The sequence below is a fragment of the Myxococcus eversor genome (assembly GCF_010894455.1).
GTDB classification, from domain to species: Bacteria; Myxococcota; Myxococcia; order Myxococcales; family Myxococcaceae; genus Myxococcus; species Myxococcus eversor.
On record NZ_JAAIXY010000009.1, the window covers coordinates 234,853 to 261,043 of the forward strand.

Genomic DNA, 26,191 nt, shown 5'->3' on the forward strand with positions numbered 1-26,191 from the left:
GACTCTAGCCGAGAGCCCGCGGGCGCGACGACGACGCCCTGGCTGATGTGGCGGCCAGGGCGCCGGGGCCCGCTTCAGTTACACGAGAACGTGTACGAAGCCGGCGTGCTCCAGGTGCCGTCCGCGTTGATGTTGCGCACCGTGTAGCCGCTGAACGGGTACGTCGTCGTCCAACAGTCGCGAGCGCGCACGTCGTTGCGGACGGCGGCGGACAAGTCCCAATTGCCCCGGCGGCGCAGCTTCTCGTACGCGGCGATGCGGTCGATGGCGTCCACCCAGGTGGAGTCCGCGGCCAGCACGTCCCGGCGCTTCTCGATGAACCTCTGGAGCCACGCCGACTCGGTGATGCCGTTGTAGCCCACCGCGGGCGCCACCTGGCCGGTGTTGCCCAGCGCGATGTTCGTGGCGCGCGTCAGGCTCTTCACGCCGGACTCGCCGTGGTTGATGAACGCGTCATACAGCGCCATCTTCGACAGGGCGGAGGTGGCGCCCCACTTGTTCGCCTCGTTCATCGCCGGCGTGTAATAGAACTGGTCGCTCACCTGGTCCTGGCACGCCTTGAAGTCCGCGCGCGTCGTCGTGTTGTTGTAGCTGGTGGCCCAATCCGCCGTCCAATTGCCAATCACATCCAGCTCCGACGTGGAGGGCTGGGATTGGCCCGTGGACAGGAAGCGGTTGTTGATGGTGGTCAGCCCCGGCATGTACTTCGCCATGATGTTGCCATTGGCCGCGCTGCGCCGGGCGTTGTAGCACTGGATGACCTGGATGGCGTCGCCGGTGCCGGTGCAGAAGCCCGCGCGGCCATTCGTGTAGCCACGCCCGTCCTGGATGTTCTCCGAGTACGCGTAGTCGAGGGTCGGCGTGTCGTTCTCCCAGATGCTGGTGAGCGCCTCCGCCACCTTCTTCTGGTTCGCCGTCAATCCCGTCACTGGTGGCTCCGTCACCCCACAGCTCGGGTCGCTGACGCTGATGTTCGTCGCGGTGAACGACGTGTTGGAGTTCGTCGAATAGTAGAAGGTGTAGGACGCGTTCACGCCCACCGTCAGGCCCGACGTGCGCGAGTAGGTGCACGTGGAGCCGCTCTGCGTGTGCGTCCAGCCCGGCTCGTCGTGGTCACACGTCACGCCGCTGGGAACGCCGAACGCAATCGTCGGGCTCGTCATCGCGCTGGTGCCCGTGTTCTTGAACACGAGGGTGCCCCACCAGTCCGCGCCCACGTAGGTGTTCGTCGTAATCGCGAACGAACACACCGCCAGCTCCCGCTCCGCGCGCCCCAGCTCCGCCGCGTCCTCGACTGCCTCCGGCGCGCATCCGGCGACCGCCACTCCCGCCCACGCCAGCATTCCCCACTTCGTCCACAATGAATCATTCCGACGGTGTCCCATCCGCGCTCTCCTTGGCTTCGGCCGGCTCCGACACGTGGAGCGGCTGAGTCCGTGGCTACCTCTGAAAGAGCGGAAAGTCAGTTAAATCCGGTTGGCAGCCTCCCTGCTTGTCTTGCGAACGACCTGGCTTCCAGGCGAGCGCGAACCGGCGTGCCTATCCTGCCCTTCAGGACACATCAGCGGGAGGAGGAGGGACGGTATGTCTTTGGAAACGATTCTAGTGTGGGCGGTCATCGGCCTCATCGCCGGGTGGCTGGCGTCGGCCGTCGTCGGTGGGGGTTACGGCGTCATCGGCGACATCGTGGTGGGTGTGGTGGGCGCGTTCCTGGGTGGCTTCATCTTCCGCGCGCTGGGTGCGGGGACGCCCTTCGGCGGAATCGCGGGGACCATCTTCGTGGCCTTCATCGGAGCCGTCGTCCTGCTGCTCATCTTGAGAGCCATTCGTTCGAGCACCGTCCGCAGAACATGAGTGGGCGGCGTCAGGTGCCGCGCCAGCCCTCCAGGGCGGTGAAGACGGCGGCGAGCATCATGAGGCCACCCACGGTTTGAGCGACTCGCGCGCTGGCGGAGGGACGTGACTCCAGCCAGCCGCGAGCTCGGTCCGCGACGAGGGCGATGGCGCCATACACCGCGGCTTGCGTGAGCGCGATGATGGCGCCGAGCACCAAGGCCTGGAGCCAGAGCGGCCCATACTCCGGCCGGAGGTACCGCGGAAAGACGGCGAGCATGAAGACGTATGCCTTCGGGTTGAGCAGGTTGGTGAGGGCTCCCTGACGGAACGTCGCCAGCGCCGAGCGCTGTCCTGACTGTGAGGACGCGGAGAACGCGCCCGGGCTGCGCACGAGCGACAGGCCCATCCAGGCCACGTACAGCGCGCCCACCCACAGGAGGACATTGAACGCGGCGGGCATGACGGTGAGCAGCACGGCCACCCCGGTCGCGCCGACGAGCACGTGGCACGCGGCCCCAGCGATGATGCCGCCCACGGCGGACAGCCCCGCGCGACGGCCTCCCACGAGCGAGCTGGCCAGGACGAACGCCATGTCCAGCCCCGGGAGGATGACGATGCCGAACACCAACACGAAGAACAGCCACAGGTGCGAGGTCTGCGTCATGGGATTCCGTGAGCCTTTCCGTCAGTCAGGGCCAGCGCGCCCGAGTCGGAGCGAGGCCATGAACGGCACCGTACGGGCCATGTAGGGCGGAATCGGTCCTGATTCGGAACGAGGGGGCTGTCGGCCGCGAGGCGAGCCCAGGCTGCCTTCACGAGGGGGGATTCGAGCGGAGCGCACCGGACTTCGGGCGGCGCGGGCGTTAGGTTCGCGGGCCATGTCCCGTCCCACCACGCGCGTGCTCACCGTGCTTGAGTTGTTGCAGACGCATGGGCGGATGAGCGGCTCGGAGCTGGCGCGGCGGCTGGAGGTGGACCGGCGCACGGTGCGTCGCTACATCCTGAAGCTGGAGGAGCTGGGCATCCCCATTACCGCCGAGCGCGGGCGGGACGGGGCATACATGCTGGTGGCGGGTTTCAAGCTGCCGCCCATGATGTTCACCGACGACGAGGTCCTCGCGCTGTCCGTGGGGCTCCTGGCCGCGCGAGGGATGGGGCTTTCGGAGGCGGCGCCCGCGGTGGCCAGCGCCCAGGCGAAGCTGGAGCGGGTGATGCCCGCGACGCTCAAGCGGCGGGTGCGGGCGGTGGACGAGTCGGTGACGCTCGACATCTCCGGTGCGCGGACGACGCTGGACAACACCGCGCTGGTCGCGCTCAGCGGCGCGGCGCAGCTCCGCAAGCGGGTGCGCCTGGCCTACCGCGCGGCGCGAGACGTGGACACCGAGCGCGAGTTCGACACCTATGGCCTCGTCTGGCGCGGCGGGCACTGGTACGCCGTGGGCGTGTGTCATCTGCGTCAGGGGTTGCGCACGTTCCGGTTGGACCGCGTGCGCGCCGTGCAGTCACTCGACACGTACTTCGAGCGGCCGGAGGGCTTCGACGCGCTGGCGCACGTGACGCTCTCGGTGGCCAGCCTGCCACGCGCGCACGCCGTGGAGGTGCTGCTGGACACGGACCAGGCGACCGCGCGGCGCGCCATCTTCGCCACGCTCGGCGTGCTGGAGCCGGTGGAGGGCGGAGGCGTGCGGCTCCTGGGGCAGACGGATGACCTGGACTGGTTCGCTCGCGAGCTGTCGCGGCTGCCCTTTGCTTTTCGCGTCCAGCGGCCCGAGGAGATGCGCGCCGCGCTGGAGGCTCGCGCGCGCACGCTCCTGGCAATGGCCCAGGGACGGACAGGGGACTGACTCGCGTCCCCGCGTCCCCGGGAAGTGTCAGCGCTCGTCCGCGCGCTGACGTCGACGGAACTCGGCCACCTTCGCCTTGTTTCCGCAGCCCGACATGGAGCACCAGCGCCGCTGACCGGAGCGCGAGGTGTCGACGAAGAGCACCGCACAGCCGTCCTGCGAGCAGTTGCGGATGCGCTCCGCGAAGGGCCCACCCAAGAGCTCCGCGGCGTCGCGCGCCACCGCCGCGAGCTGTCCCCTCACGCCCGCGCCCGCCCACAAGAGCCCGCGAGGCCCCAACTGCGGCGCCGGAGGCGGCTCGGCGGCCCAGCGGTTGAGGATGGCGCGGTCCCTCGCGGAGAAGCTCTCGCCTCGCGTTCGCGCCAGGGCGAGCCGGTAGATGGCCTCGCGCAGCTCGCGCGCCTGGGTCAGCTCCTCCGGCGTGGACTCCTGCGTCTGCGTGGACAGCCCCGATGCCAGCATCCACCGTCCCAGGTCCGCGGGCGTCTGGAGCAACTCCTGCGGCGCATCCTTGAGCCGCCCGGCCACGGTGGCCGACAAGTCCAACGACAGCCGCCCCGAGCGGAACTTGAATCCACCCCTCAGCTCTCCCTTCGGAACAACGGGAAGCGCGGGAGCGGGGCGATGCCTGGCGGCCATGGGGACCTCGGTGAAGTTCGAAACCACCTTGACGGTACCTGGAACGGGCGCGGAAGCACGCTCGAAGTGGGTGACGTGACGATGGAGGTTTCGGCGCCTCGCCGAGCAGGTTCACGCCGCGTCCGACGCGCTTTCAGCGGTTCCACAGGAAGTCGATGAGCACGGCGTAGTGCGTGCTGGCTCCGGCGATGACGAGCAGGTGGAACACCTCGTGATAGCCGAAGACGGAGGGGTGGGGGTCTGGCCACTTGCGCGCGTAGACGACCGCGCCCACGGCGTAGAGGGCGCCGCCGAAGACGAGCCACGAGGCGCGCTCGGCGCCCATCACGCCAGGCAGGCGCAGCATCACCGGGGCCGCCATGGTGCCGAGGACGGTGTAGAGCACCGAGCGAAGCCCGCGCGGTCCGGAGATGCCGAACAGCGACAGTCCCGCGCCGGTGAGCGCGCAGGCCCACATCACCCAGAGCAGGTACTCCGTCCAGGCCCCGGGCGCGTCGAGCGTGGCCAGCGGCGTGAAGGTCCCCGCGATGAGCAGGTAGATGGCCGCGTGGTCCATCCGACGCAGGCGCTGGTACGCGACGGGGCTCCAGGTCGGCAGGTGATAGGTCGCGCTGGTGCCGAACATCAGCACCAGGGAGAGGCCGAAGACCCAGTCGGCGAGCTGCTGGGTGCCCTGGGCCGGGGCGATGGCGAGCAAGAAGCAGCCGCACAGCGCGGCCAGGAACGCCAGGGCGTGGGACACGCCTCGCAGCCGGGGCTTCACGTCCGCCAGGAGGGAGCGGGTCTCGGGTGGGTCGATGGACGCCATGTCCTCGTCCTAGTCACGGCAGGTCATCGCCGCGTCAGCGCGCACCGCGTCACGTCCGCCCGTGGACGAGGCCTCCGCCTCAAGCGTCGACTGCTCCGCAATCGTGTGACAGCGGGTGCCCGTGAGCGGACAGGTCCGCTCCGGCTGGGACGTGCGCCGTCGTTCCGGTGTTGGCGTCACGAGCAGGTGGCGCGGCACCGGGGCTCGAACGCGCGTGGGCTCGGCCCGTGTCGTGGCTCCGGAGTTGATATGGAATGGGAGGACGCGAGGGGTCGGTCGGTGGCCAGGATGTATGTCTTTTGATGAGGAATCGCCGGGCGCCGCCGAGACCCGCGGTCGGTCAGGCTGAACTCGCGCCCCTTCGACGAGGAAGGGGCGCGAGGAGGCGGGAATCAGGACAGGCGGCGCAGGGGCAGCAGCGCCCGCAGGCGCGCGTCCCGCAGGAACAGGGCTCCCCAGGCGACGACGCCCAGGATGACGGGCGCGATGAACGGGTCCGAGACGCGCACGTGCGTCGCCGTGGCTCCGCCCAGGTAGCCGGTGACGAGGATGGCGCCGAGCACCGCCGTCTGGGGCACCGCGTAGAGCAGCGCGCAGAGGATTTCGACCACGCCGATGGTGAAGATGACCGACGCGGGGTAGCCGAAGCGCTCGAAGCCCTGGATGACCTCGGGCGACTGGCCCAGCTTGGACACGGCGCTGAAGGCGAGCGCCGCGACGACGAGGCCGGAGAGAACGCGGCCCAGCCAGACGGACCAGTGCGTGGAGGTGGGGGTGGACACGGCGGCGGGGGTGGTGGTCGTCATGGGGGATGGCCCTGAAAGGGGAGTGGGTTCCGAAAGGTGCGTCGGTTACAACTCGTAACTGGTGTACCAGTAACGGTCCCCGAATTTCCTCACAAGGAGGCACATCCATGTCACCAGGGTCCCCCAAGCCCGTGGAGCCCGCCCCGAGGCCCGACCCGAGGTCGGAGCCCTGCCTGGCCGTCCGGGATGTCCTCACCCGGGTGGGCGACAAGTGGAGCGTCCAGGTGGTGGGCAACCTGGGAGACGGGCCGCTGCGCTTCAGCGACTTGAAGCGCGCCATCGAGGGCATCTCCCAACGCATGCTGACACTCACCGTGCGGGGCCTGGAGCGCGACGGGCTCATCACCCGCACCGTCCACCCCACGGTGCCGCCCCGGGTGGAGTACGCCCTGACGGAGCTTGGCCGGACGCTGCTGGAGCCCGTCCAGGTGCTGTCCCAGTGGGCCGTCCATCACCGCGAACAAATCCAGGCGTCGCGTGGCAGCTATGACGCGCGCCCGGCGCTCACGCCCTTCTCGGTGGCGCGCAAGAAGTAGCGCGTCACTCAGTCGAACATGGCCCGGAGCGCGTCGCCCAGCGTCTCCACGCCCACCACCTTCAGCTTCGTGCCCTCCAGGCGCCGGGCGCTGCCCGCTGGCATCACCACGCGCTGGAAGCCCATCTTCGCGGCCTCCACCAGCCGGGGCTCCATCTGGCCCACCGCGCGCACCTCGCCCGCCAGGCCCACTTCTCCGAGCACCAGCGTGTGCGGGTCCAACGGCCGGTTCTGGAGGCTGCTCACCAGCGCGGCGCAGACGGCCAGGTCGCACGCGGGCTCGTTGAGCTGCATGCCGCCCGCCACGTTGACGAAGAGGTCGCAGCCCACCAGCGGAATCTCCTCCTTCTTCTCCAGCACCGCGGCCAGCAGCGCCACCCGGTTGCCGTCCACGCCGATGGCGGTGCGCCGCGCGGTGCCGTAGCCCGTGGGCGCCACCAGCGCCTGCACCTCCACCAGCAGGGGCCGGGTGCCGTTGAGCGTGCTGGTGACGACGCTGCCGGACTTGCCCACGGGGCGCTCGGACAGGAAGAGGGCGGACGGGTCCGTGACTTCCACCAGCCCCGCGCCCTTCATCTCGAAGACGCCAATCTCGTTGGTGGAGCCGAAGCGGTTCTTGTGCGCCCGGAGGATTCGGAAGGGGTGGCCGCGCTCGCCCTCGAAGTAGAGGACGGTGTCCACCATGTGCTCCAGCACGCGGGGGCCGGCGATGGAGCCTTCCTTCGTCACGTGGCCCACGATGAACGTCGGCACGCCCGTGCGCTTGGCGTAGGCCATCAGCCGGCCGGCGACCTCACGCACCTGGGTGATGCTGCCCGGCGCGTTGCCCAACTCCGGCAGGTACATGGTCTGGATGGAGTCCACGACGAGCGCCTGCGGCCGGAGCGCCTCGGTGGCCGCCAGCACCCGGTCCGCGTCCGTCTCCGCGAACAGGTGGATGGAGTCTCCCTCCACGCGCAGCCGCTCCGCGCGCATCTTCGTCTGGCGCAGGCTCTCTTCACCCGACACGTAGAGCACCGGGCCATGGCGGGCCAGCCTGTCCAGCGCGGCCAAAAGCAGCGTGGACTTGCCGATGCCCGGGTCTCCGCCCAGCAGCACCAGGGAGCCGCTCACCACGCCTCCGCCCAGCACGCGGTCGAACTCGGCGATGCCGGTGCGGCGGCGCACCTCCGTCTCGCCGCTGACCTCCTTGAGCAGCACGGGCTTCGCCGCGCCACCGGAGGCGCCCCACGCCGGGCGCTTCTCGTCCTGCTGCGCTCCGGCCTCCTCGAGCAGCGAGCTCCACGCGCCGCAGTCCGGGCACTTCCCCAGCCACTTCGCCGTCTGGTACCCGCAAGCCTGGCAGGTGTAGTGCGTCTTCGCCTTCGCCATGGGTGGGGTGTGTAGCGCACTACCCTGACGTTCCGGCGGGCTGTCGAGCAAGTACGACAGGTGAGCAGGCAGGCACGGTGTCAAGCCCCGTGCCAGCGAGTTGCCCTCCAGGGAGGGGCGACCCAGTTTCATTCCCACGGGCGGCGCGGAAACGCGCTGGCTCACAACAGCCAGGTGGGCGCCACTCCGTGCGCCCCCTTCACCACTCACAGTGAGGTCGTCATGGGGATCATCGCTTTCCTGGTCATTGGCCTTCTCGCCGGTTTGATTGCTCGCGCCCTGATGCCGGGGAACCAGTCCATGGGGCTCATCGCCACCACGCTGCTGGGCATCGTCGGCTCCTTCGTGGGCGGCTTCATCGGCTCGCTCTTCAACAGCGGCGGCCGCGTCTTCGACCTGCACCCCACCGGTCTGCTGTTCTCCGTGCTGGGTGCCCTCGCCGTGTTGTTCCTGGTGGGGCTGGCCGGCCGGCGCCGCGTCCACGTCTGAGGCACCCCTTCCCGATAGGGGAGGGTTTCTGGCCGGCGCCCCGGGTCTCCCGTGGGCGCCGGTCGTTTTTCAGAGGGAGAAAGGGAAGTCGTCAACCTGTCCGCGCTGAAGCGTTGACAAGTTTCGGCGGTCCGCGCAGCTTCGCGCTCCTCACGATTTCGAGGAGCCCATGTCCGACACCGCCGTCGCCAGCGAGTCCTTTCACGGCCATGCCCACACCGCCGCGCCCGCCCCGGAAGGCGTCGCCGTGCGTCATGACTGGGAGCTGGCCGAGGTTCGCGCCATCTACTCCATGCCCCTGTTGGACCTGGTGCACCGCGCGCAGACGGTCCACCGCGCCGTGTTCACGGATAACAAGGTGCAGCTCTGCTCCCTGCTGTCCATCAAGACGGGCGGCTGCTCGGAGGACTGCGCGTACTGCCCGCAGGCGGCTCGCTACAAGACGGGCGTGAAGGCGGAGAAGCTGATGGCGCTGCCGGAAGTGCTGGCCGCCGCGAAGAAGGCGCGCTCGGCGGGAGCCACGCGCTTCTGCATGGGCGCCGCGTGGCGCGAGGTGAAGGACGGCGCGCAGTTCGACAGCGTGCTGGAGATGGTGAAGGGCGTGCGCGCCATGGGCATGGAGGCGTGCGCCACGCTGGGCATGCTCACCGACAGCCAGGCGAAGCGGCTGAAGGAGGCGGGCCTGTCCGCCTACAACCACAACCTGGACACCTCGCCCGAGCACTACGGCGACATCATCTCCACCCGGCTCTACGATGATCGCCTGCGGACGCTGGGGCGCGTTCGCGACGCGGGCATCTCCGTGTGCTGCGGCGGCATCATCGGCCTGGGCGAGTCGGTGGATGATCGCTGCAACCTGCTGCGCACGCTGGCCAACCAGGACCACCACCCGGAGTCGGTGCCCGTCAACGCGCTGGTGGCCGTGGAGGGCACGCCCCTGGCGGAGCAGCCCCGCGTGGACACGGTGGACATGGTGCGCACCATCGCCACCGCCCGCATCCTGATGCCGCAGTCCATGGTGCGCCTGTCCGCGGGCCGTCAGCAGATGAACGAGGAGGCGCAGCTGATGTGCATGATGGCGGGCGCCAACTCGCTGTTCTTCGGCGAGAAGCTGCTCACCACCGGCAACCCCGAGTACACCCAGGACATGGCCCTGTTGGAGAAGGCGGGCATCCGCCCCCTGGAGCCGAGGCAAGAGGGGTAGGGCGGCGCTCCGTGAGTGACGTGAAGCAGGCGGATCCAGCTCCGGTGCTGGACGATGTGGCCTCCACCTGGGCCCGGGAGGACCTCTCGGCGCTCCAGGCGCGGGGCTTGCGCCGCTACCTGGAGCCGTTGGATTCGCCGCAGGGGCCGGTGGTGAGGGTGGGCGGCGAACTGCTCGTCAACTTCTCGTCGAACGACTACCTGGGGCTGGCGGCCTCCGCGTCCGTGAGGGCCGCCGCCATCGCCGCCGTGGAGCGCTACGGGCTGGGCACCGGGGCCAGCCGACTGGTGGTGGGCGACACGGCCGTGCATCACCGGCTGGAGGCGCGGCTGGCGGCCTTCGAGCGGGCCGAGGCCGTGCTGCTCTTCAACAGCGGCTATGCGGCGAACACCGGAATCATTCCCGCGCTGGTGGGGGCGGGGGACGCGGTGTTCTCGGACGCGCTCAACCATGCCTCGCTGGTGGATGGTTGCCGGCTGTCGCGCGCTCGCGTCGTCGTCTATCCGCACGCGGACGTGGAGGCGCTGACGAAGGCGCTGGCGGAGACGCCCGCGCGGCGCAAGCTCGTCGTGACGGATACGGTGTTCTCGATGGATGGGGACGTGGCTCCGCTGCGCGAGATTGTCGAGGCGTGTCGGGCGCATGGGGCCGCGCTGATGGTGGACGAGGCGCATGCCACCGGCGTGTTGGGCGCGCGGGGCGCGGGGCTGTGTGAGGAGCTGGGTTTGGAGGACCAGGTCGACCTGCGCATGGGCACGCTCAGCAAGGCGCTGGGAGGGCAGGGCGCGTACGTGGCCACGTCGCGCGCGGTGGCGGACCTGCTCATCAGCCGGGCGCGGCCGTTCATCTATTCCACCGCGCTGCCGGCGGCGATGTGCGCGGCGGCGGAAGCGGCGGTGGAGGCCGTGGAGAAGTACCCCGCGCTGCGTGAGCGGCTGTGGCGCAACATCCGGCGCTTCTCGGACGGGCTGCGTGCCCTGGGGCTGCGCGCGGAGCCTCGCAGCGCGGTGTTCCCGGTGGTGCTCGGCGGGCCGGAGAGGGCGCTGGAGGCGGCGAGGAAGCTGCGCGAGGCGGGGGTGCTGGTGAAGGCCATCCGACCGCCCACGGTGCCCGAGGGCACGAGCCGGCTGCGCTTCTGCCTGTCGGCCGAGCACACCCTGGGCCATGTGGACCTGGCGCTGGAGTCACTGCGTCAGGTGGGAGTGCACGAGCGTGGCGAGGAGTAGGGCTCGTACTGGGACGGGCGCTCGAGTCGCCGCGCCACGTGGGGAGTGCACCCGCGTGGCGAGGAGCGGGTCCTCCCGTCACGCGCACCGGTGGCCGTTGCGCCTCTCCTCCTGTCCGTCGCTGATCCAAGAACGGAGCACGTCATGTCCAAGCCGTTCCAGATTTTCGTCACCGGAACCGACACGGGCGTCGGCAAGACGCAGACGTCGCGGGCCCTGCTGTCCCTGCTCGTAGACGCGGGGCTCGCTCCCGAGGGCTTCAAGCCCTACGAGAGCGGCTGTACTTCCCTGAAGGCCCCCTCCGACGCGCTCACCCTGCGCGAGGCCGCGCGGAGCACGCTGCCCCTGGACGTCCTCTGTCCGCACCGCTTCCGCGCGCCCGTGGCGCCGGGCGTGGCCGCCGCGCGCCTGGGCCGGGAGCCGGACTGGAACGTCACCCTGGCCGCCTGGGCGCGCCTGAAGCACGGGCCCGCGGTGGTGGAGGGCGCGGGTGGCCTCTTCGTCCCGCTCGACTCCCGTCACGACGTCATCGACCTCATCCAGGCGCTGCGCCTGCCCGTGCTGCTGGTGGCACGCGCCGGGTTGGGCACGCTCAACCACACCGCGCTGTCGCTCCAGGCGCTCGCGGCCCGCCGCATCCCCGTGCGCGCGGTGCTGCTGTCTCGCTCTTCCCAGGAGCGGGACGCTTCCGAGCGCGACAACCGCGCGCTGCTGGAGGCGCGGCACTCGGTTCCGGTGCTCGGGCCGGTGCCCTTCGAGGCCGACGCACGGCGCCGACACGCCGCGTTCCGCCGCGCCCTGCGCCCTCTGGTGCCGTGAGCGCGGAGGCCGAGAATTCGGCCTCCCGCGCGTTCCGCTTTCCCCGCGAGTGCTACAGGTCGCGCAAGTTTTCAGGTGACGCGGCAGTGAATTGGACGCGCCGTTTTTTCCGCGCGAGAACGCCTTCACGAATGGCGGACATCATCGACCTCACGTTCCTCGCGGACGTCCGACGCTTCTTCCACAAGCTCCTCGACCAGAGAGGGTTGTCCTACTTCCTCCAGAAGGACGGGGCCCGGCTGTTCCACATCGAGCCTACGAAGGTAGAGCTCGTCCTCCGCACCGCCCTGCGAGCCAGGGACCCGGAGCTTCCCCGGCCTCATGACAAGGCCATCGAGCATTGCCGGAAGGAAGTGCGCCGCGAGCTCATCCGCCGCGTCGCCAACGCCATGCTCCAGACGGGGCTGTGAGCCGCTTCTCCTTCCGCACCGACTTCTCCCGCACCCCCAATCCCCTGGCGGAGGCGCTCGCTCGACACCGCGGCCTCCCTCCGCTGGACCTCACCGTCTCCAACCCCACCCGCGTGGGGCTCCCGGCGCCCGACGCCGGACTGCTCCACCCTCCCGGCGCGCTGGACTGCGCGCCGGAAGCACTCGGCCTCCCCTCGGCTCGCGAGGCGGTGGCCGCCTGGCTCTCCTCCCGGGGGCCTGTCATCTCCCCGGGGCACCTGGTGCTGTCCGCCAGCACCAGTGAGTCGTACGGCTGGCTCTTCAAACTGCTGTGCGAGCCCGGTGACGACGTCCTCGTCCCGGCCCCCTGCTATCCCCTCTTCGAGCACCTGGCGCGCCTGGAGGGCGTCGGCACGCGTCCGTACCGCCTGCCGCTGGCGCATGGCTTCGGCCTGGACGCCGGCGCCGTGGAGGCCGCGCTCGGTCCGCGCACCCGCGCCGTGCTCGTCGTCAACCCCGGCAACCCCACCGGCCACTTCCTGCACGAAGGGGAGCTGGCCGCGCTCGCGGACGTCTGCGCGCGCCACGGCCTGGCCCTCCTCTGCGACGAGGTGTTCTCCGACTACGGCTGGGACGCGGAGCCTCACCGCGTGGCCACCGTCGCGGGGCGCACGCTGCCCATGCTCACCTTCAGCCTCTCCGGCCTCTCCAAGGTCGCGGGCCTGCCCGGCCTGAAGCTGGGCTGGACTCACGTGGGAGGCCCCGCCGCCGAGCGGGACGAGGCCCTGGCGCGCCTGGAGTGGGTGGCGGACACGTACCTGTCCGTGGGCACGCCCGTGCAACTCGCCCTGCCCGCGCTGCTCGCGCACGCCCCCCGCTTCCAGGAGGCGCTGCTGGAGCGCGTGAGGGACAACCGCCACCGCCTCGTCTCCGCGCGTCCTCCGGGCGCACCGTGGGACATCGTCCCGGCGCACGGCGGGTGGAGCGCGGTGCTGCGGATTCCGAGGGCGCCGGGCGAGGAGGCGACGTGCCTTTCGCTCCTGGACGCGGGCGTGCTCGCGCAGCCCGGCTACTTCTACGACTTCGACTCGGGGGCGTTCCTGGTGCTGTCCCTGCTGACGCCGCCCGAGGTGTTCTCCGCCGCCCTGGCCCCGCTCACGCGGGTGCTGGGGGCGGCGGAGTAGCGCTCGCCCGAGGCTCAGGTCTCCGTCGGGGTGATGAGCTGCACCGTCTGGAAGGTGCCACCCTCGATGCGGAACAGCTCGTACTCGGATGGGGCCTCGCCGGTGGCGTCGAAGTCCAGCATGCCGCTGGCGCCCTGCACGTTGATGACCTTGCCGGTGCTGACCTCGTTGCGCGCGTCGGTGAAGCGGCTGAAGCCCAGGGGGTAGGTGGTGGCCGGGGTGCCCACGGGCGGCGTCAGCTTCGACAGGCCCACGGCGATGCGGTCTCCGGTGATGGGCTGCGGGTTGTTGACGTCCGCCCCCGCGGCGTAGGCCGCGCCCAGCGCCACCAGGTACATGGCGTCGTAGGCGTGCGCGGTGAAGGAGAACTGGCCCGGGTCGGTGTTGTTGTTGGCCGCGCGGAAGCGCTCCTTGAAGGTGTTGTACACGGTGTCGCCCGGACGGGCCTGCGCGGGAGAGGTGCCGTAGGCCCCTTCAATCTGGGTGCGCGCCGCGCCCAGCGCCGTGAAGAGGCCCGAGTCCTTGCTGGCATCCGTGAAGAAGTAGACCTGCCCCGTGCGGCCCCGCGAGACGGCCTGGCTGATGATTTTCGCGTTGTCCTCGGAGAAGCCCGCCATCACCGCCACGTCGGGCTTTGCGTCGACGAGGCGGGTCACCGCGGTGCTCACGTCCCCGTTGCGCTGGTACGGCGCGGAGGTCGTCACCCGGCTGGAGCCCAGCCGGGTGAGAATCGTGTCGAACAGGCCCTGGCCATAGGCGTCGTCCACGTAGACCAGGCTCACGGAGCTCACGGCGGCGAAGGGCCGGCTCTCGTCGGCCAGCGGCATGGCGTTGCGCACCAGGTCGGCGATGATGCGGCCCTGGAGCCGGTCCGAGGGCGCCGTGCGCCACACCAGGCCCACGTCGCCGGACGCCGTCGTCTTGTCGCTCAGGTTGGCGATGTCCGCGCTGGTGGAGGTGTGCGTCATCAGCAGCACGTTGTTGGCGATGGTGACGCTGCTGACGGCGATGGTCTGCGCGCTGCCGGAGGTGAAGATGACCGGCACGCCCTTCTCCGTCACCAGCCACTCCGCCTGCGTCTTGGCCCGCGCCGGGTCGGAGCGGGTGTCGCAGATGAGGAGGTTGAAGCTCCGGCCGCCAATGCCCTCGCGCTGGTTGATCTCCGTGATGGCCAGCTTGATGGCGTTGAGCGCCTGGACCTCCGACTCGTCCGGGCCGCCGGAGTTCGTCAGGGGCAGCGCCGCGCCCAGCAGGATGGGCCGTCCGGTGGTGGGGCCCACCACCTCGCCGCAGCCCTCCGGCTGGGGCAGGCAGAAGCCGGACGCCGAGCAGACCTGATTGGTGTCGCAGTCCGCGCTCGACTCACACTCGGTGAGGCCGCTCGCGGTGGTGAAGCTGCAGCCGGCCAGCAGCGCCGCGCAGCACGTCATGAGTCCCAGGGTCTTCATCAGAAGCTGACCTCCAGGCCCGCGCCGGTACCGCGAGGCGCCAGCGTCAGCCGGACCTCGCCCTCCACGGGGGGGCCGTCTTTCGGATACAGGATGATGGCGGTGATGGCGCCGGCCAGGCCCACGCCGAAGCCGATGTCAGCGAGCAGCGCCTTGCTCTTGGTGCTGTCCGCGAAGGTCTGCTTGGTGTCTTCCGTGCGCGCCGCGTCGAACTTCTCGCGCTCGCTGGACGCCTGCATGCCGAAGAGCACGCCCGCGCCCACGCCCAGCACGGCCACGCCGCCCACGGCGAACGCGGCGATCTTCTGCCGCTGGTAGGACTTCATCGCGCGAGCGAACTCGGCCTGCCGCTGCCGCTCGTTCTCCTCCTCCGCGCGCTTCGTCGCCAGTTGCTCCTCGTCCGCGCGGCGCCGGGCCGCGTCGGCCTCCTCCTGGAGCTTCTGGCGCTCGGCGTCGGCGGACGCCTGGGCCTGGTTCTCCTTGTCGAGCAGCATCCGCAGCTTGTCGATGCTGCGCGCGCTGCGCTTGAGCAGCGCCGGGTCCGTGCCCTCGGTGTTGCCGACGTACTGCTGGTACCAGGAGAGGGCCTCCTTCAAGTCGCCCGCGTTCTCCAGCGCCACGGCGATGTTGAAGATGAGGCGCGGGTTGGGCTGGGCCTCGTGGGCCTTCTTCAGCACCTCCGCCGCTTCGGCGTACTTGCCTGCCTGGTAGAGCCGCTCGCCGTCCTTGATGAGGGCCGCTGGATTCTTGGCGCCGCGCTGGGCGAGCGCCACCGGGGGCGACAGCACGAGTGCCGCCGACAAAACGAAGACCAGTCTCATGATGGACACAAGCCTATCGCGGAGCCGGCCTTCGGTCGAAGAGGGGGACCTCACTCTTCGTGAAACGAGCCGGGGCCGCTCCTACCCAGCGAATGGGTCAGGAAGCGGCCCCGACAGGTGCTTCAGGGCGCTACAGGCAGGCGACTAGTTCTCCAGCCGCGAAATCAGCAGCTTGCGCTGGAGCGTCAGGGCCTCGGGAGCCTTGGTGCCCAGCTGCTCGAAGAAGACCTCCTGGCTCTTCAGCTCGGTCTTCCACTCGTCCTCCTTGATGGAGGTGGCCTCCGCGATGACGTCCGCGGGCACGTCCAGGCCCTTGAGGTTGAGGCCCTCGTCGGCGCGCGGCACCCAGCCCAGCAGCGTCTCCTTCGTGGGGACGCGGCCGTGCACGCGGTTCACCACCCACTCCAGCACGCGCATGTTGTCGCCGAAGCCCGGCCACAGGAACTTGCCGTTCTTGTCCTGCCGGAACCAGTTCACCTGGAAGATCTTCGGGAGCTGGGGAATGGTCTTCTGCATGTCCAGCCAGTGCTGGAGGTAGTCGCCCATGTGGTAGCCGCAGAAGGGCAGCATGGCCATCGGGTCGCGGCGCACCACGCCGACCTTGCCGGTGGCCGCGGCCGTCGTCTCGCTGCCCATCGTCGCGCCCAGGAACACGCCGTGGGTCCAGTTGAAGGCCTGGATGACGAGCGGAACCGTGGTGGAGCGACGGCCGCCGAAGATGAGGGCGGAGATGGGCACGCCCGTCGGGTCATTGGCCTTGGGGCTCAGCGCCGGGTTGTTGGACATGGGCGCGGTGAAGCGGCTGTTGGGGTGCGCCGCCTTCTCGGGGCTGCCCTTCTTCCAGGGGCGGCCCTGCCAGTCGGTGAGCTCCTCCGGAACCTCGCCGTCCTTGCCCTCCCACCACACGTCGCCGTCGGCCGTCATGGCCACGTTCGTGAAGAGGGTGTCCTTGGAGATGGTCTCCATGGCGTTGGGGTTCGTCTTGTAGTTGGTGCCGGGGACGACGCCGAAGTAGCCGGCCTCCGGGTTGATGGCGTACAGGCGGCCATCCGGGCCCGGGCGCATCCAGGCGATGTCGTCGCCAACGGTCTCCACCTTCCAGCCCTTGTACTCGGCGGGCGGAATCATCATCGCGAAGTTCGTCTTGCCGCAGGCGGACGGGAAGGCGGCGGCGACGTAGGTCGTCTCGCCCTTGGGGCTCGTCACGCCGAGGATGAGCATGTGCTCGGCGAGCCAGCCCTCCTCGCGGCCCAGGTAGCTGCCGATGCGCAGCGCGAGGCATTTCTTGCCCAGCAGCACGTTGCCGCCATATCCCGAGCCGAAGCTCCAGATGGTGTTGTCCTGGGGGAAGTGGCAGATGTAGCGGCGGTCCGGATTCACGTCGCCGGTGCTGTGCAGGCCGCGGTTGAAGTCGTCGCTGTCGCCCAGCATGTCCAGCGCCTGCTTCCCCATGCGCGCCATGATGCGCATGTTGAGCACCACGTAGACGCTGTCGGTCAGCTCCACGCCGATCTTCGTGAAGGGGCTGCCGATGGGGCCCATGGCGTAGGGCACCACGTACATGGTGCGGCCCTTCATGCTGCCGGCGAAGTGCTGCTCCAGCTTGGTGTACGCCTCTTCCGGCTCCATCCAGTTGTTGGTGGGGCCCGCGTCCGTCTTGTTGGGCGTACAGATGAACGTGAGGTGCTCCACGCGCGCCACGTCGTTCGGGTTGGAGCGGTGCAGATAGCAGCCCGGCCGCTTCTCCTGGTTCAGCGGGATGAGGATGCCCTCCGCCACCGCCTGGTCCGTGAAGCGCTTCTTCTCCTCCTCGGAGCCGTCGCACCAGACGATGTTGTCCGGCTGGGTCATCTTGGCCATCTCGGCCACCCAGGCCAGCAGCGTGGGGTTCTTCGTGGGGGCCACTGAGGCCGCCGCCGCCACTTGCGTTGAAGCCATGGAAGTTTCCTTGTGTTGTCTCAAGAGAGGGGACTCCCGATCCGGGTGAAAAAGGGCGAGGACCCTACCAGCGGGAGAGACGACAAAACTTCTGGAAGGGGCGCCCAAAAGCAACTGGCGTCCGGCAGTCAACCGCCCCTCCAGGCAGGGCTCTCCTAATTCCACTTATCAGCGCCCGGGCATCTAGTAGTTGACGGCGCGGTGCGGCAGGGACTCACTTCTCGCACCCGGAGGGTACAGGTTGGGACCCCTCCGGGTTTTATGACCATCGCCATCGTGCTGGGCATCGTCGTCGTCGCGCTGGTGTTGTTCACCCTGGACACCATTCCCATCGAGGTCAGCTCGCTGGGGGTGGTGTGCCTGTTGGCGCTGACCGGCGTGTTGACGCCCGCGCAGGCGTTCGAGGGCTTCAGCAACGACACGGTCATCTTCATCTTCACCCTGCTGGCGATGACGCAGGGGCTGGCCTCCACGGGCGTGGTGCAGCTCGTCGGGCAGCGGCTGGCCTTCTTCGCGCGCTTCGGCCACCAGACCTTCGTCATGGCGATGATGGTGGTGGTGGCGGTGTTCTCGTCCGTCATCTCCAACACGGTGACGACGGCGGCGTTCCTGCCGGTGGCGATTGGCGCGGCGAACCGGGCCAAGGTGCCCAAGAGCAAGGTGCTGCTGCCGCTGGCGTATGCGTCGATGCTGGGCGGCATGGTGTTCCTGTTCGGCACGTCCACCAACCTCGTGATGTCCGCGGCGCTGGAACGCATGGGGATGCGGGGCATCGGCGTGGCGGAGCTGGCGCCCGTGGGCCTGCCGGTGGCCATCCTCGGCATCTTCGTCGTGGTGCTGCTGGGGCCGCTCCTGTTGCCCTCGCGCGAGGGCAAGGGCGGTGAGGAGGAGTGGACGCTGCGCGACTACCTCACGGAGGCGGTGCTGACGGAGGACTCGCGCTACATCGACAAGCCGCTGGCGGAAATCACCGAGGGCCTGGGCCTGCGCGTCATCGGCATCGTCCGCGACGGGCGCGCGGTGTCGGCCGTGCCCACGGAGGTGTTGCGCGGGGACGAGCGGCTCCTGGTGGAGGGCACGCGCGAGGACATCCTCCGGGTGAAGGATTTGCGGGGCATCGAGATTCGCCCGGACCTGCGGCTGGCGGACGAGGAGCAACTCGACAAGGACACCGCGCTGGTGGAGGCCTCGGTGCCGTCGGGCAGCCCGCTGGTGGGCCGGAGCCTGAAGGAGGCGCTCTTCGTGGAGCGCTTCGGGCTGGTGTCGCTGGCGCTGCACCGCCACCCCAGCATCCAGCGCGTCACCAAGCTCCAGTTGCTGGGCCGCATCTTCGGCGAGCGGCGCATGTCGCTGTTGCCGCTCGCGGTGGGAGACGTGCTGCTCTTGCGCGGACCTCGGGCGAAGGTCGCGGAGCTGGCGGACGGCGGCGCCCTGGTGGTGCTGAGCGGCCACGACTACCAGCCGCCGCGCTACGGCAAGGCGCTGCTGGCGGTGACGCTGTTCCTGGGGGCGCTCGCGGCGGGCTCGCTGGATATCGTGCCGCTGTCGGTGGCGGGGCTCACCGGCATGCTGGCGATGATTGCGACGGGCTGCGTGGACGCGCGCAAGGCCTTCCGGGTGGACTGGCGCGTGGTGCTGCTCATCGGGTCGATGATGGCGCTGGGGCTGGCCATGGAGGTGAGCGGCGCGGGGAGGTTCCTGGGCCAGCGGGTGGCGGAGCTGGGCGACTACGGCGGGCCGCGCACGGTGCTGGTGGCGCTGATGCTGCTCACCATCATCCTGTCCGCGCCGATGTCGAATCAGGCCGCCGCGCTGGTGGTGCTGCCGGTGGCCCTCAACGCGGCAACGCAACTGGGCGTGGACATGCGGCCGTTCGCCATGGGCGTGACGCTGGCGGCGAGCTGCTCGTTCATCACCCCGCTGGAGCCCAGCTGCGTGCTCGTCTACGGGCCGGGGCACTACCGCTTCACCGACTTCTTCCGGCTGGGCACGCCGCTCACCGCGCTCCTGCTCTGCGTGCTGACGGTGGCGGTGCCGTGGGTGTGGCCGTTCGACGGGGCGAAGGCCCAGGCGTCCGTGTCAGTGGATGGCGGCGCGCAGGCCGACCTCGTCCAGCACGCGCGCCTCGTGGCCGAGCATCCACTCCAGTCGCTCGCGCACGGGGGCCTCATCGCCTCCGTTGGCGGTGACGGCCAGGCGGAAGAAGAGCGACTGGTGCCCGTCCTCGGACTGGGCCAGCTCTCCGTAGAAGCGGGCGAGCGCCGGGTCCGTGAGGCCTTCGGCGAGCAGTGACAGCCGCTCGCAGGAGCGCGCCTCGATGACGGCGGCGACGAGCAGCCGGTCCAACCTGCGCTCCAACGCCGGCGTGCGCACCAGCTTCTGGAGTCCCTGGGCGTACGGGTCCCCCGCGTCCTTGGTGAGCGTCAGCCCGCGCGCCTCCATCAATTCGAGCACGCGGGCCAGGTGCGCGCTCTCCTCCCGCGCCAGCCGAGCCATCTGCGCCGGCAGGCCCGGCAGGTCCGGGTACGCCTGGAGCATGGAGAGGGCGTTGGCCGCGGCCTTCTTCTCGCAGTGGGCGTGGTCCACCAGCACCGCGTCGAAGTGCTCCAGCGCCAGCGGGAGCCAGCGCGGGTCCGTGGCGCGATGGAGGATGACGGGGCCCTCTCCAGAGAGGGGACGGCGGGAAGGCGTGGGACGGCTCATGGAGGGCGCGGACCGTACCGCATCCACACCCAGGGCCGCGAGCTACTCCACCAGCACCAGGCGCCACGTGCGGCCGGCCAGGTAGCCGACCTTGCGGGCGATGCGCGCGGTGCTCTCGTCGCGCTCGTCCACGCGCATCGTCAGCCGGGGCAGCGAGGACAACAGGTGCCGGGAAATCTGCCCCAGGCACAGCGTCGCGTGGCCCTTCTTGCGCTCGGCGGGGATGGTGTACAGGCCCTCCAGCTCCGCGCCGTACTGGGAGCGGCTGCCGATGTCGACCTTGAGCACCAGCGCGTCCTTCTCCTCCAGCACGTACGTGCGGCGCTGGCGCACGCGCTGGATGACTCGCGCCTCGTAGCCGCGCGGGTCCTCCGACAGCGGGTCTCTCTCCAGGGCCTCGCGCACGTAGCCCTGGGCCAGGGGGAGCAGCCGGGGCAGGTCCTCCTCGCGGGCCAGCCGGAGGAGGGGATTGGTGAAGGGCCCCAGGTCATCCGCGGAGACGGAGAACAGCCGCTGGGTGCGCGACAGGCGGGGCTTGCCGGGGGCCAGGCTGCGCAGGAGCGCGTCCACGGAGGACTTGTCGCCCACGGTGGCGCGCAGGCGCAGCGAGGAGGCGAGCGCGTCCGCGATGACGCTGGTGGCGCTGGCGTCGCTGGCGCTGGGGACGACGAGGCCTCCCTCACCGCCCACGAAGACGGCGGCGGTGAGCGCCTGGTTGTCGAAGCGGCCGTAGAAGGCGAAGGGGATGCGGCCCCGCGCGGCGATGCCGAACTCCTCCAGCAACCCCAGCAGGTAGAGGTTGTGGACCGGGTCCTTCGAAAGCAGCGCCCGCAGGGCATCCGCGTCCTGAGGGCCTAGCTGTTCGACGGAGACGGGCATTGAGGGGCGTGGGGGTCTCGGGACCTTACGCAGAACCGGGGCTCACGGGCCAGCCTCCTGGGGTACGCGGAATTCAAAGGGATACACCACCGTGGCGCTTCCGCCCCGGGAGGACGTCTGGAACCGGGCGTCCAGGAGCGAATCCAGGACGCACGCCTGCACCATGGGGTCCGGAATGGTGCTCACCAGCAGCTCCCCCCGTCTCATTTCGCCGGTGCCCCCACCCCGGGCCTCGATGAGGAAGCGAATCTTCACGCCCTGTGGGCCCCGGTTTCGCTGTGCGGCGTCCTGGAAACATTGCTGCACGAGCGGAGTGACGGCCTTGATGGCGGCCTGGAAGTCCGCGGGCGCGAGGTCCCCCTCGACGGACTCGATGATGGGCTCGGTGGTGATGACGCGGCGCAGGTCGGGCTGGTCGGGGCCGGGGAGGACGGGCACGGCGGTCTGCGGGGAGGGGAAGGCGGGGGGCGGGACGACGGGAGGGGGCCTGCGCGGGGGAGGCGTGGGCTCCGGGCGGACGGGTGCCTCGACGACGGGCGGTGGCTCGTCCGGGGGCGGGACGTAGACGGGCTGGGTGAGCCAGTAGGCCAGGGCGGCGATGAGCAGGAGGAGGCCCAGGCAGACCAGCGGGACGGTGACCCAACGGGTGGTGGAGCTCTGTCGAGACATAGGCTCGGTGGGGTGCGGGGAGAGGCCAGGGGCAGGATATGCCCGGGTTCGGTGTCGGTGTTCGCTCAGCGCGTCGGGAGCTCGCGGACTTCCACTTCATCGAGGCCGAGCCGCTGGATTGTTTCCACGAGCCGCTCGGTTCCGACGATGACCGTCTGATAGCTGGCGAGTCGGAACAGGTCCCGGTCCGTGGGGATGGAGCGTGCTTCCAGGATGGGCTCCGTTGGAAGGCTGAACGTCAGCTCTCCGCACGTCGCGCAAGGAGGGGGCAGGTTCCGGGGGAGGCAATCCGGATGCAGCAGCCCGCGTGGCTCTAACTTGAGCTCCAGCAGTTCGGGTGGATTCGAGTCCCGAAGGCGCAGGTCCGTCTTGCAGCCCCGCAGTCCTCGCAGGCCCGTGGCCTGAAGCGCATCCAGTGCCTCTCCGCGGATGAGCAACGTCCAGGGGGTTGGAAACACCAGCGGTGGGAAGTTCCCGCGTCCCCGTCCTCGGAGCGCGCCGAACGTCGTTCCCGGTTCGAGCGGGACACCTTCGGGCACCAGCGGGCGCACCAGGTTCCGCAGTCGGGTGAACTCACCAAAGTCCTCTTCGACACGCGCCTTGAACTTCCCGTGCTCCGGAAGTTCCGAGAGGTCGACGGCGGGGTAGGCCTCTCCGATGCCGCTCCAGGTTTCATCGCAGGTGGGGCAGTGGAGGCCAGGCAAGAGCCATTGATGCTCTGTCCGCAGGTCCCAGGAGTAACGTGACGGCGTCACGTTTCGCAGTCGGTAGAGCCGCATGGTCAGTAGATGTCTTCTTCCACGACGGGAAACAGCGGGAGGGACCTCTTGCCGTGGTACGGGACGACAGGTCCCGACAGGTCGAAGCGAAAAATCATCTGCGTGGCGAAGAGGTGGATGGCCTGCCGTCCCGCTCGTCGGTTGTTCTCGATGTAGCTCGCCCACTCCCAATTCCAGGGGCCTCCGGCCGTGCCTCGGTGGATCTCCTGGCGAATCTGCTTGTCGACGATGAGCGTCCACTCGTGGATGTTCACGCCCCTGGAGAGGAACCACTCCTTGAAGGCCTGAGGGAACACGTGGTGTTTGACCCAGGTCCGCTTGGGGGCGTCTTCCGACTCCTTGGCGAGCCGTGCCGCGTACTCCGCGCTCGTCTCATTCCAGGGGATGATGAAGATGGGTTCCGCGTTCTCCGGGAGTCCTTGGGTGCTTCCCCAGTAGCGTTGAGGATGGACAGGCGTGGGGAACGGACGCGCTGTTCCCGAGCGCGGTGGTGGCGGAGGGGGTGGCCGGATGGGCACCACCGCCTGGGCGCGCGCGATGCGACTCGGGTCGACATCCTCGCAGGCGTAGAGGCCGCAGGCTTCCACCCCGCAGATGAACAGGGTGCAGCGGTCCTCCTCCGGAGCGTCACACTCCCCGGTTTCCGACTCCGCGGTCTCCCATCGTTGCTGAGGAAGGGGCGTCGCGGCGCACGACGCCACCAGCAAGCCGCTCAGCATCCATCTCAATTGAGAAACCATGGGCACCTTCCATCCCATTGCTGACTCAGTCGCAGGAGCGCTGGCCGGGCTTGCCGTCCGTGCACTGGCCCATGGGCGCGAAGTGGGACTCCGCCTCCGCGACGACCTCGTCCACGGGACGGGCGCACTCGGCTTCCGCGAGCGTGCCGCGAATCTCGAACAGGCGCAGCACCTCCGCGCACCGTTGCTGGAAGGTCTTCACCCCGTCCTTGAAGAGCGGACGCATCACCTGGGGAGAGAAGGCGTACCCGCTCGCCGTCGCCAGCTCGGACTCCGGGCGGAACATCCACGAGGAGCGCCAGCTCGACGCCACCTGCTCGAAGCGGGCGGGGCCCATCCACATGCTCGTGGCGGCCTGGAGCGAGCGCGCTTCCGTCGGCACGAAGCCCGTGCCCGTGCGACGGCAGTAGGTCGGCACCGCGGTGGGGTCCGCCACGTTCGCCAGCCGCAGCGCGCAGACGTTGTACTCCGCGAAGCGCCGGCCCACGGCCGCCAGCTCCGCCTGCTGCACCTCGCCCACGCGCGGCTGTGCGACGAACAGGTCGATGGTCCGCAACAACATGCCGACCGCGTGCTCCGGCGGGGGCACGGGCGTGGGGTCCAGCCCGCCGGTGGAGATGACGAGCACCCGCTCCGCGCCGCGCTGCACGGCCTGCAGCAGCGGCAGCCCCGAGCGCACTCCGCCATCCAGGAACGTGCCCTGGTAGCGCCCCGAGCTCGAGGGAATCCAGGGCACCGGCTCCGCGAGCACCGGCTCGACGATGGACGCCACCACCGCGTTGATGAGGCCGTCCACGCGCTGCGCGTCCGTCCACGTGGGCGGGAAGTCCGCCGGGTCCTGGTCACTGATTCCGAAGACGTCCCCCGTGTTGAAGTCCACCGAGACGGACACCAGCTCCGTGCCGTTGGTGAGCTGCGCGGGGATGACGGCGGCGCGCAGCTTGCCCTCCACCCCGTCGAAGCGGACCAGCCCCTTCAGGTCCGAGGCAATCTTCCAAATCCAGGTCGAATTGACGCAGTAGAGGTCCGACTCCACCGAGCACGTGTAGTTGCCGAGGAGCATGTCCCGCGCCTTCTGCTCCTGGCCGGGCGTGTGGAACAGGTCCACCATCGTGCTGATGAGCGCGCCGGTGCTGGTGCCCGCCGCCAGGTCGATGCGCGCGTCCCCGCACCCCTCCGGCTCGGGCCTGCCCCGGCACTGCTCCATCAGCCCGAGCAGCCGCCACATGATGCCGGCGCTGAAGGCCCCATTCGCTCCGCCGCCGCTGAGCACCACCGCGTTGGACGGGCGCCCCAGCTTGCGACTCCAGCGGCGGGCGCTCACGTATTGCGCGGCGGACTCGGCGCCCTCACGCAGGCCCTGCTTGAGCAGGAAGGGGTTCATCGGGTCCTGGAGCGAGTCGCCCAGCGCGGCCAGCGACGCGGCGATGCCCATCGCGTTGCCGATGAAGCGCTGCGCATCGACCTCGGCGGCGGTGGGCGCCGTCGGGTCCACGGTGCCCGGCGTCGCGGGCAGGCCCCACAGTCCCCCCGCCACGGTCTTCCTCAAGAAGGTGTCGTAACAGGCGGAGTTGCTGCCACCCGCGCTCGTGCGCAGACACTCCACCTGCTCCGCGATGACCTCGGAGGAGTCCCCGAGGGCGGACATCCACTTCGCGACCTCTGACGGGTTGGCGTAGGCGTCCACCAGGTGCGAGCGCGTCAGGCGCCCCACGCGCTCGCGCAGGGACGTGGGCAGCGGCGGCGGAGTCTTGGGCTCCGAGGGCGCGTTGAGCTCCTCGAGGATGTAGCCGGTTCGCAGGAAGCAGCCGCTCGACAGGGTGGCCATCGCCGTCAGGCACAGCAGGTACGTGCTACTTCGGTTCACGAGGGTCCCCCGTCAAGGAGCGCATGGCGGGGTCCCAGGAAGCGGACGGCGAGGCACCCCTTCGTCACATCGCGACGGTGACGTTAGCGCATGAGGCCCACGAGGGAGAGATGACAAACGAAAGGCCCACCCCTGGGGAGAGGTGGGCCTGGACTTCGAGCCGTGGGGTCGCGAGGGCCCTACGGATACACCTCGCGACGTGTCGTCGTGGTGGTGCCGCCGCGCGGCGGGGTGATGACGCCTTCCGCGTGGACGCGCTGGCGCTTGCTCACGCCCAGCCCCGCGCCGAGCACCGAGGCGATGAGCCCCAGGAGCAGCGCGCCGAAGACGCCCCAGAAGGCGTGCCCCGTCTTGTCCGCGGCCTGGAGCGCGCCCTGCTGCACCTGCTCACCCACCTGGCCCACCTTCGCCTTGGCGCTGTCAATCTGCGTCTGGACGCGGTTGGCGACGTCCTCCGAGTCCGCCCGCGACAGCCGCGTGTTCTCCGCGATGGAGGTGACGAGCACCTCGCGGTCCAGATTCCCCGTGCGCACGGCGGTGGTGACGACGTCCTTGGTGGCCGCCTCGAGCTGATTGGCGGTGATGCTCGGCTTGCCCTCGGCCTTGAGCCGCTGATTCACCGGAGCGAGCGCGTCATTGGCATCCAGACCGAACGCCTGGGCCGCGTTCCCACCCTGGGAGGCCGCGCCCGCCACGGCCGCGCCGGTGGCTCCCACCACGCCCGTGGTGGCCTTGAAGGCCGTGCCGACGATGGTGGACAGCAGCATGCCGATGAGGACGACGCCGGCAATCGTCGTCAGTCCCCACATCACCGCGCCGTGCATCGCGCCGCCACCCTTGTCCACCACGCCCGCGGTGCGCGCGGCCAGGAAGCCGCCGATGAAGAGGGCGATGAGCGGGGCGATGAGGCCCCAGATGCCAGTGCCGATGCCCGCCGAGCGCGCGCTGCCGGGATTGCTCGGGTCCACGGAGGACAGGCCGAGCGCGAGGCCCAGCGAGTACAACAGGATGAGCACGCCGAGCGCGACGACGGTACCGCCGAGAATGGCGCCCCAGCTCAGCTTGAAAGGCGTTCCCGCGCTGGCGCCGATGACGCCAGGTTTCTCGTTCTCCACGATGGTGGTTGCCATGGGCCGGGCCTCCTGCCGCGGTGAGCACCCAGGGACGGGCGTGCTCGGGTCCGCGGCAAACATGGGC

General features: G+C 69.9%; 25 protein-coding genes and 1 pseudogene. 10 read left to right on the top strand and 16 right to left on the bottom strand.

Annotation, left to right across the window (positions count from 1 at the left end; translation table 11 throughout):
• Positions 1-74 precede the first annotated feature (74 nt).
• Positions 75-1,385, bottom strand: coding sequence for a chitosanase (locus tag G4D83_RS20215; RefSeq protein ID WP_163866427.1), 1,311 nt, complete (start codon positions 1,383-1,385; stop codon positions 75-77).
• 199 nt (positions 1,386-1,584) lie between these two features.
• On the opposite strand from G4D83_RS20215, the gene G4D83_RS20220 reads away from it, so the two are divergent.
• Positions 1,585-1,854, top strand: coding sequence for a GlsB/YeaQ/YmgE family stress response membrane protein (locus G4D83_RS20220; RefSeq protein ID WP_163866428.1), 270 nt, complete (start codon positions 1,585-1,587; stop codon positions 1,852-1,854).
• Between the two features lie 10 nt (positions 1,855-1,864).
• On the opposite strand, the gene G4D83_RS20225 is transcribed toward G4D83_RS20220, so the two are convergent.
• Entirely contained in the window at positions 1,865-2,500 is a 636-nt protein-coding gene (locus G4D83_RS20225) for a LysE family translocator (RefSeq protein ID WP_163866429.1), read from the bottom strand.
• Positions 2,501-2,714: 214 nt separating this feature from the next.
• Here G4D83_RS20225 and G4D83_RS20230 point away from each other — a divergent pair, with 214 nt between their 5' ends.
• Complete coding sequence (locus G4D83_RS20230; protein WP_163866430.1) at positions 2,715-3,680, top strand: helix-turn-helix transcriptional regulator; 966 nt, start codon at positions 2,715-2,717, stop codon at positions 3,678-3,680.
• 27 nt (positions 3,681-3,707) lie between these two features.
• On the opposite strand, the gene G4D83_RS20235 is transcribed toward G4D83_RS20230, so the two are convergent.
• The 3 genes from G4D83_RS20235 to G4D83_RS20245 form a co-directional block, all read right to left on the bottom strand.
• Entirely contained in the window at positions 3,708-4,319 is a 612-nt protein-coding gene (locus G4D83_RS20235) for a CGNR zinc finger domain-containing protein (RefSeq protein WP_163866431.1), read from the bottom strand.
• Between the two features lie 133 nt (positions 4,320-4,452).
• Entirely contained in the window at positions 4,453-5,127 is a 675-nt protein-coding gene (gene trhA / locus G4D83_RS20240; RefSeq protein ID WP_163866432.1) for a PAQR family membrane homeostasis protein TrhA, read from the bottom strand.
• 392 nt (positions 5,128-5,519) lie between these two features.
• Positions 5,520-5,933, bottom strand: coding sequence for a DoxX family protein (locus G4D83_RS20245; protein WP_163866433.1), 414 nt, complete (start codon positions 5,931-5,933; stop codon positions 5,520-5,522).
• A gap of 107 nt (positions 5,934-6,040) precedes the next feature.
• On the opposite strand from G4D83_RS20245, the gene G4D83_RS20250 reads away from it, so the two are divergent.
• Positions 6,041-6,469, top strand: coding sequence for a winged helix-turn-helix transcriptional regulator (locus tag G4D83_RS20250; RefSeq protein ID WP_163866434.1), 429 nt, complete (start codon positions 6,041-6,043; stop codon positions 6,467-6,469).
• Positions 6,470-6,477: 8 nt separating this feature from the next.
• Here G4D83_RS20250 and radA read toward each other — a convergent pair whose 3' ends face one another.
• Positions 6,478-7,839: a DNA repair protein RadA gene (gene radA, locus G4D83_RS20255; RefSeq protein ID WP_163866435.1), complete on the bottom strand. Its 1,362-nt coding sequence runs from the start codon at positions 7,837-7,839 to the stop codon at positions 6,478-6,480.
• A 222-nt stretch (positions 7,840-8,061) separates the two neighbouring features.
• Between radA and G4D83_RS20260 the strand changes: the two genes are divergently transcribed.
• The 6 genes from G4D83_RS20260 (at position 8,062) to G4D83_RS20285 (ending at position 13,150) form a co-directional block, all read left to right on the top strand.
• Positions 8,062-8,328, top strand: coding sequence for a GlsB/YeaQ/YmgE family stress response membrane protein (locus tag G4D83_RS20260; protein WP_163866436.1), 267 nt, complete (start codon positions 8,062-8,064; stop codon positions 8,326-8,328).
• 169 nt (positions 8,329-8,497) lie between these two features.
• Entirely contained in the window at positions 8,498-9,532 is a 1,035-nt protein-coding gene (gene bioB / locus G4D83_RS20265; RefSeq protein ID WP_163866437.1) for a biotin synthase BioB, read from the top strand.
• A gap of 47 nt (positions 9,533-9,579) precedes the next feature.
• Entirely contained in the window at positions 9,580-10,758 is a 1,179-nt protein-coding gene (gene bioF, locus G4D83_RS20270) for an 8-amino-7-oxononanoate synthase (RefSeq protein WP_217911573.1), read from the top strand.
• A 144-nt stretch (positions 10,759-10,902) separates the two neighbouring features.
• On the top strand, positions 10,903-11,577 hold the full coding sequence (gene bioD, locus G4D83_RS20275) for a dethiobiotin synthase (protein WP_163866438.1): 675 nt from the start codon (positions 10,903-10,905) through the stop codon (positions 11,575-11,577).
• 131 nt (positions 11,578-11,708) lie between these two features.
• Complete coding sequence (locus G4D83_RS20280; RefSeq protein WP_141647132.1) at positions 11,709-11,987, top strand: hypothetical protein; 279 nt, start codon at positions 11,709-11,711, stop codon at positions 11,985-11,987.
• The gene (locus G4D83_RS20285; RefSeq protein ID WP_163866439.1) at positions 11,984-13,150 is read left to right on the top strand and encodes a pyridoxal phosphate-dependent aminotransferase; all 1,167 of its coding nucleotides are present in this window, start codon (positions 11,984-11,986) and stop codon (positions 13,148-13,150) included. The genes G4D83_RS20280 and G4D83_RS20285 overlap by 4 nt, the downstream gene beginning before the upstream one ends.
• Before the next feature lie 14 nt (positions 13,151-13,164).
• On the opposite strand, the gene G4D83_RS20290 is transcribed toward G4D83_RS20285, so the two are convergent.
• The 3 genes from G4D83_RS20290 to G4D83_RS20300 all read right to left on the bottom strand — a co-directional run bounded on the left by G4D83_RS20290 (position 13,165) and on the right by G4D83_RS20300 (position 17,357).
• Complete coding sequence (locus G4D83_RS20290; RefSeq protein WP_163866440.1) at positions 13,165-14,598, bottom strand: ABC transporter substrate-binding protein; 1,434 nt, start codon at positions 14,596-14,598, stop codon at positions 13,165-13,167.
• Entirely contained in the window at positions 14,598-15,419 is an 822-nt protein-coding gene (locus tag G4D83_RS20295) for a tetratricopeptide repeat protein (RefSeq protein WP_163866441.1), read from the bottom strand. Before G4D83_RS20295 ends, G4D83_RS20290 begins: the two co-directional genes overlap by 1 nt.
• Before the next feature lie 144 nt (positions 15,420-15,563).
• The gene (locus G4D83_RS20300; RefSeq protein ID WP_163866442.1) at positions 15,564-17,357 is read right to left on the bottom strand and encodes a phosphoenolpyruvate carboxykinase (GTP); all 1,794 of its coding nucleotides are present in this window, start codon (positions 17,355-17,357) and stop codon (positions 15,564-15,566) included.
• 261 nt (positions 17,358-17,618) lie between these two features.
• On the opposite strand from G4D83_RS20300, the pseudogene G4D83_RS20305 reads away from it, so the two are divergent.
• Positions 17,619-19,424: pseudogene (locus G4D83_RS20305) on the top strand (SLC13 family permease); the annotation flags it as partial.
• A 12-nt stretch (positions 19,425-19,436) separates the two neighbouring features.
• Here G4D83_RS20305 and G4D83_RS46230 read toward each other — a convergent pair.
• From G4D83_RS46230 to G4D83_RS20340, 7 genes are all read right to left on the bottom strand, one after another.
• The gene (locus tag G4D83_RS46230; RefSeq protein WP_163866444.1) at positions 19,437-20,060 is read right to left on the bottom strand and encodes a MiaE family protein; all 624 of its coding nucleotides are present in this window, start codon (positions 20,058-20,060) and stop codon (positions 19,437-19,439) included.
• A gap of 42 nt (positions 20,061-20,102) precedes the next feature.
• Entirely contained in the window at positions 20,103-20,939 is an 837-nt protein-coding gene (locus G4D83_RS20315; protein WP_163866445.1) for a GNAT family N-acetyltransferase, read from the bottom strand.
• A 42-nt stretch (positions 20,940-20,981) separates the two neighbouring features.
• Positions 20,982-21,608, bottom strand: a complete 627-nt coding sequence (locus tag G4D83_RS20320) for an AgmX/PglI C-terminal domain-containing protein (RefSeq protein ID WP_163866446.1) — start codon at positions 21,606-21,608, stop codon at positions 20,982-20,984.
• A gap of 65 nt (positions 21,609-21,673) precedes the next feature.
• Positions 21,674-22,387 carry a SitI6 family double-CXXCG motif immunity protein gene (sitI6, locus tag G4D83_RS20325; protein ID WP_163866447.1) on the bottom strand — a complete coding sequence of 238 codons (714 nt, stop codon included), beginning with the start codon at positions 22,385-22,387 and terminating at the stop codon, positions 21,674-21,676.
• Positions 22,388-22,389: 2 nt separating this feature from the next.
• Positions 22,390-23,127 carry a SitA6 family polymorphic toxin lipoprotein gene (gene sitA6 / locus G4D83_RS20330; RefSeq protein WP_163866448.1) on the bottom strand — a complete coding sequence of 246 codons (738 nt, stop codon included), beginning with the start codon at positions 23,125-23,127 and terminating at the stop codon, positions 22,390-22,392.
• Between the two features lie 25 nt (positions 23,128-23,152).
• Positions 23,153-24,994, bottom strand: coding sequence for a patatin-like phospholipase family protein (locus G4D83_RS20335; RefSeq protein WP_163866449.1), 1,842 nt, complete (start codon positions 24,992-24,994; stop codon positions 23,153-23,155).
• 179 nt (positions 24,995-25,173) lie between these two features.
• On the bottom strand, positions 25,174-26,124 hold the full coding sequence (locus G4D83_RS20340; RefSeq protein WP_163866450.1) for a hypothetical protein: 951 nt from the start codon (positions 26,122-26,124) through the stop codon (positions 25,174-25,176).
• Between the last annotated feature and the right edge of the window lie 67 nt (positions 26,125-26,191).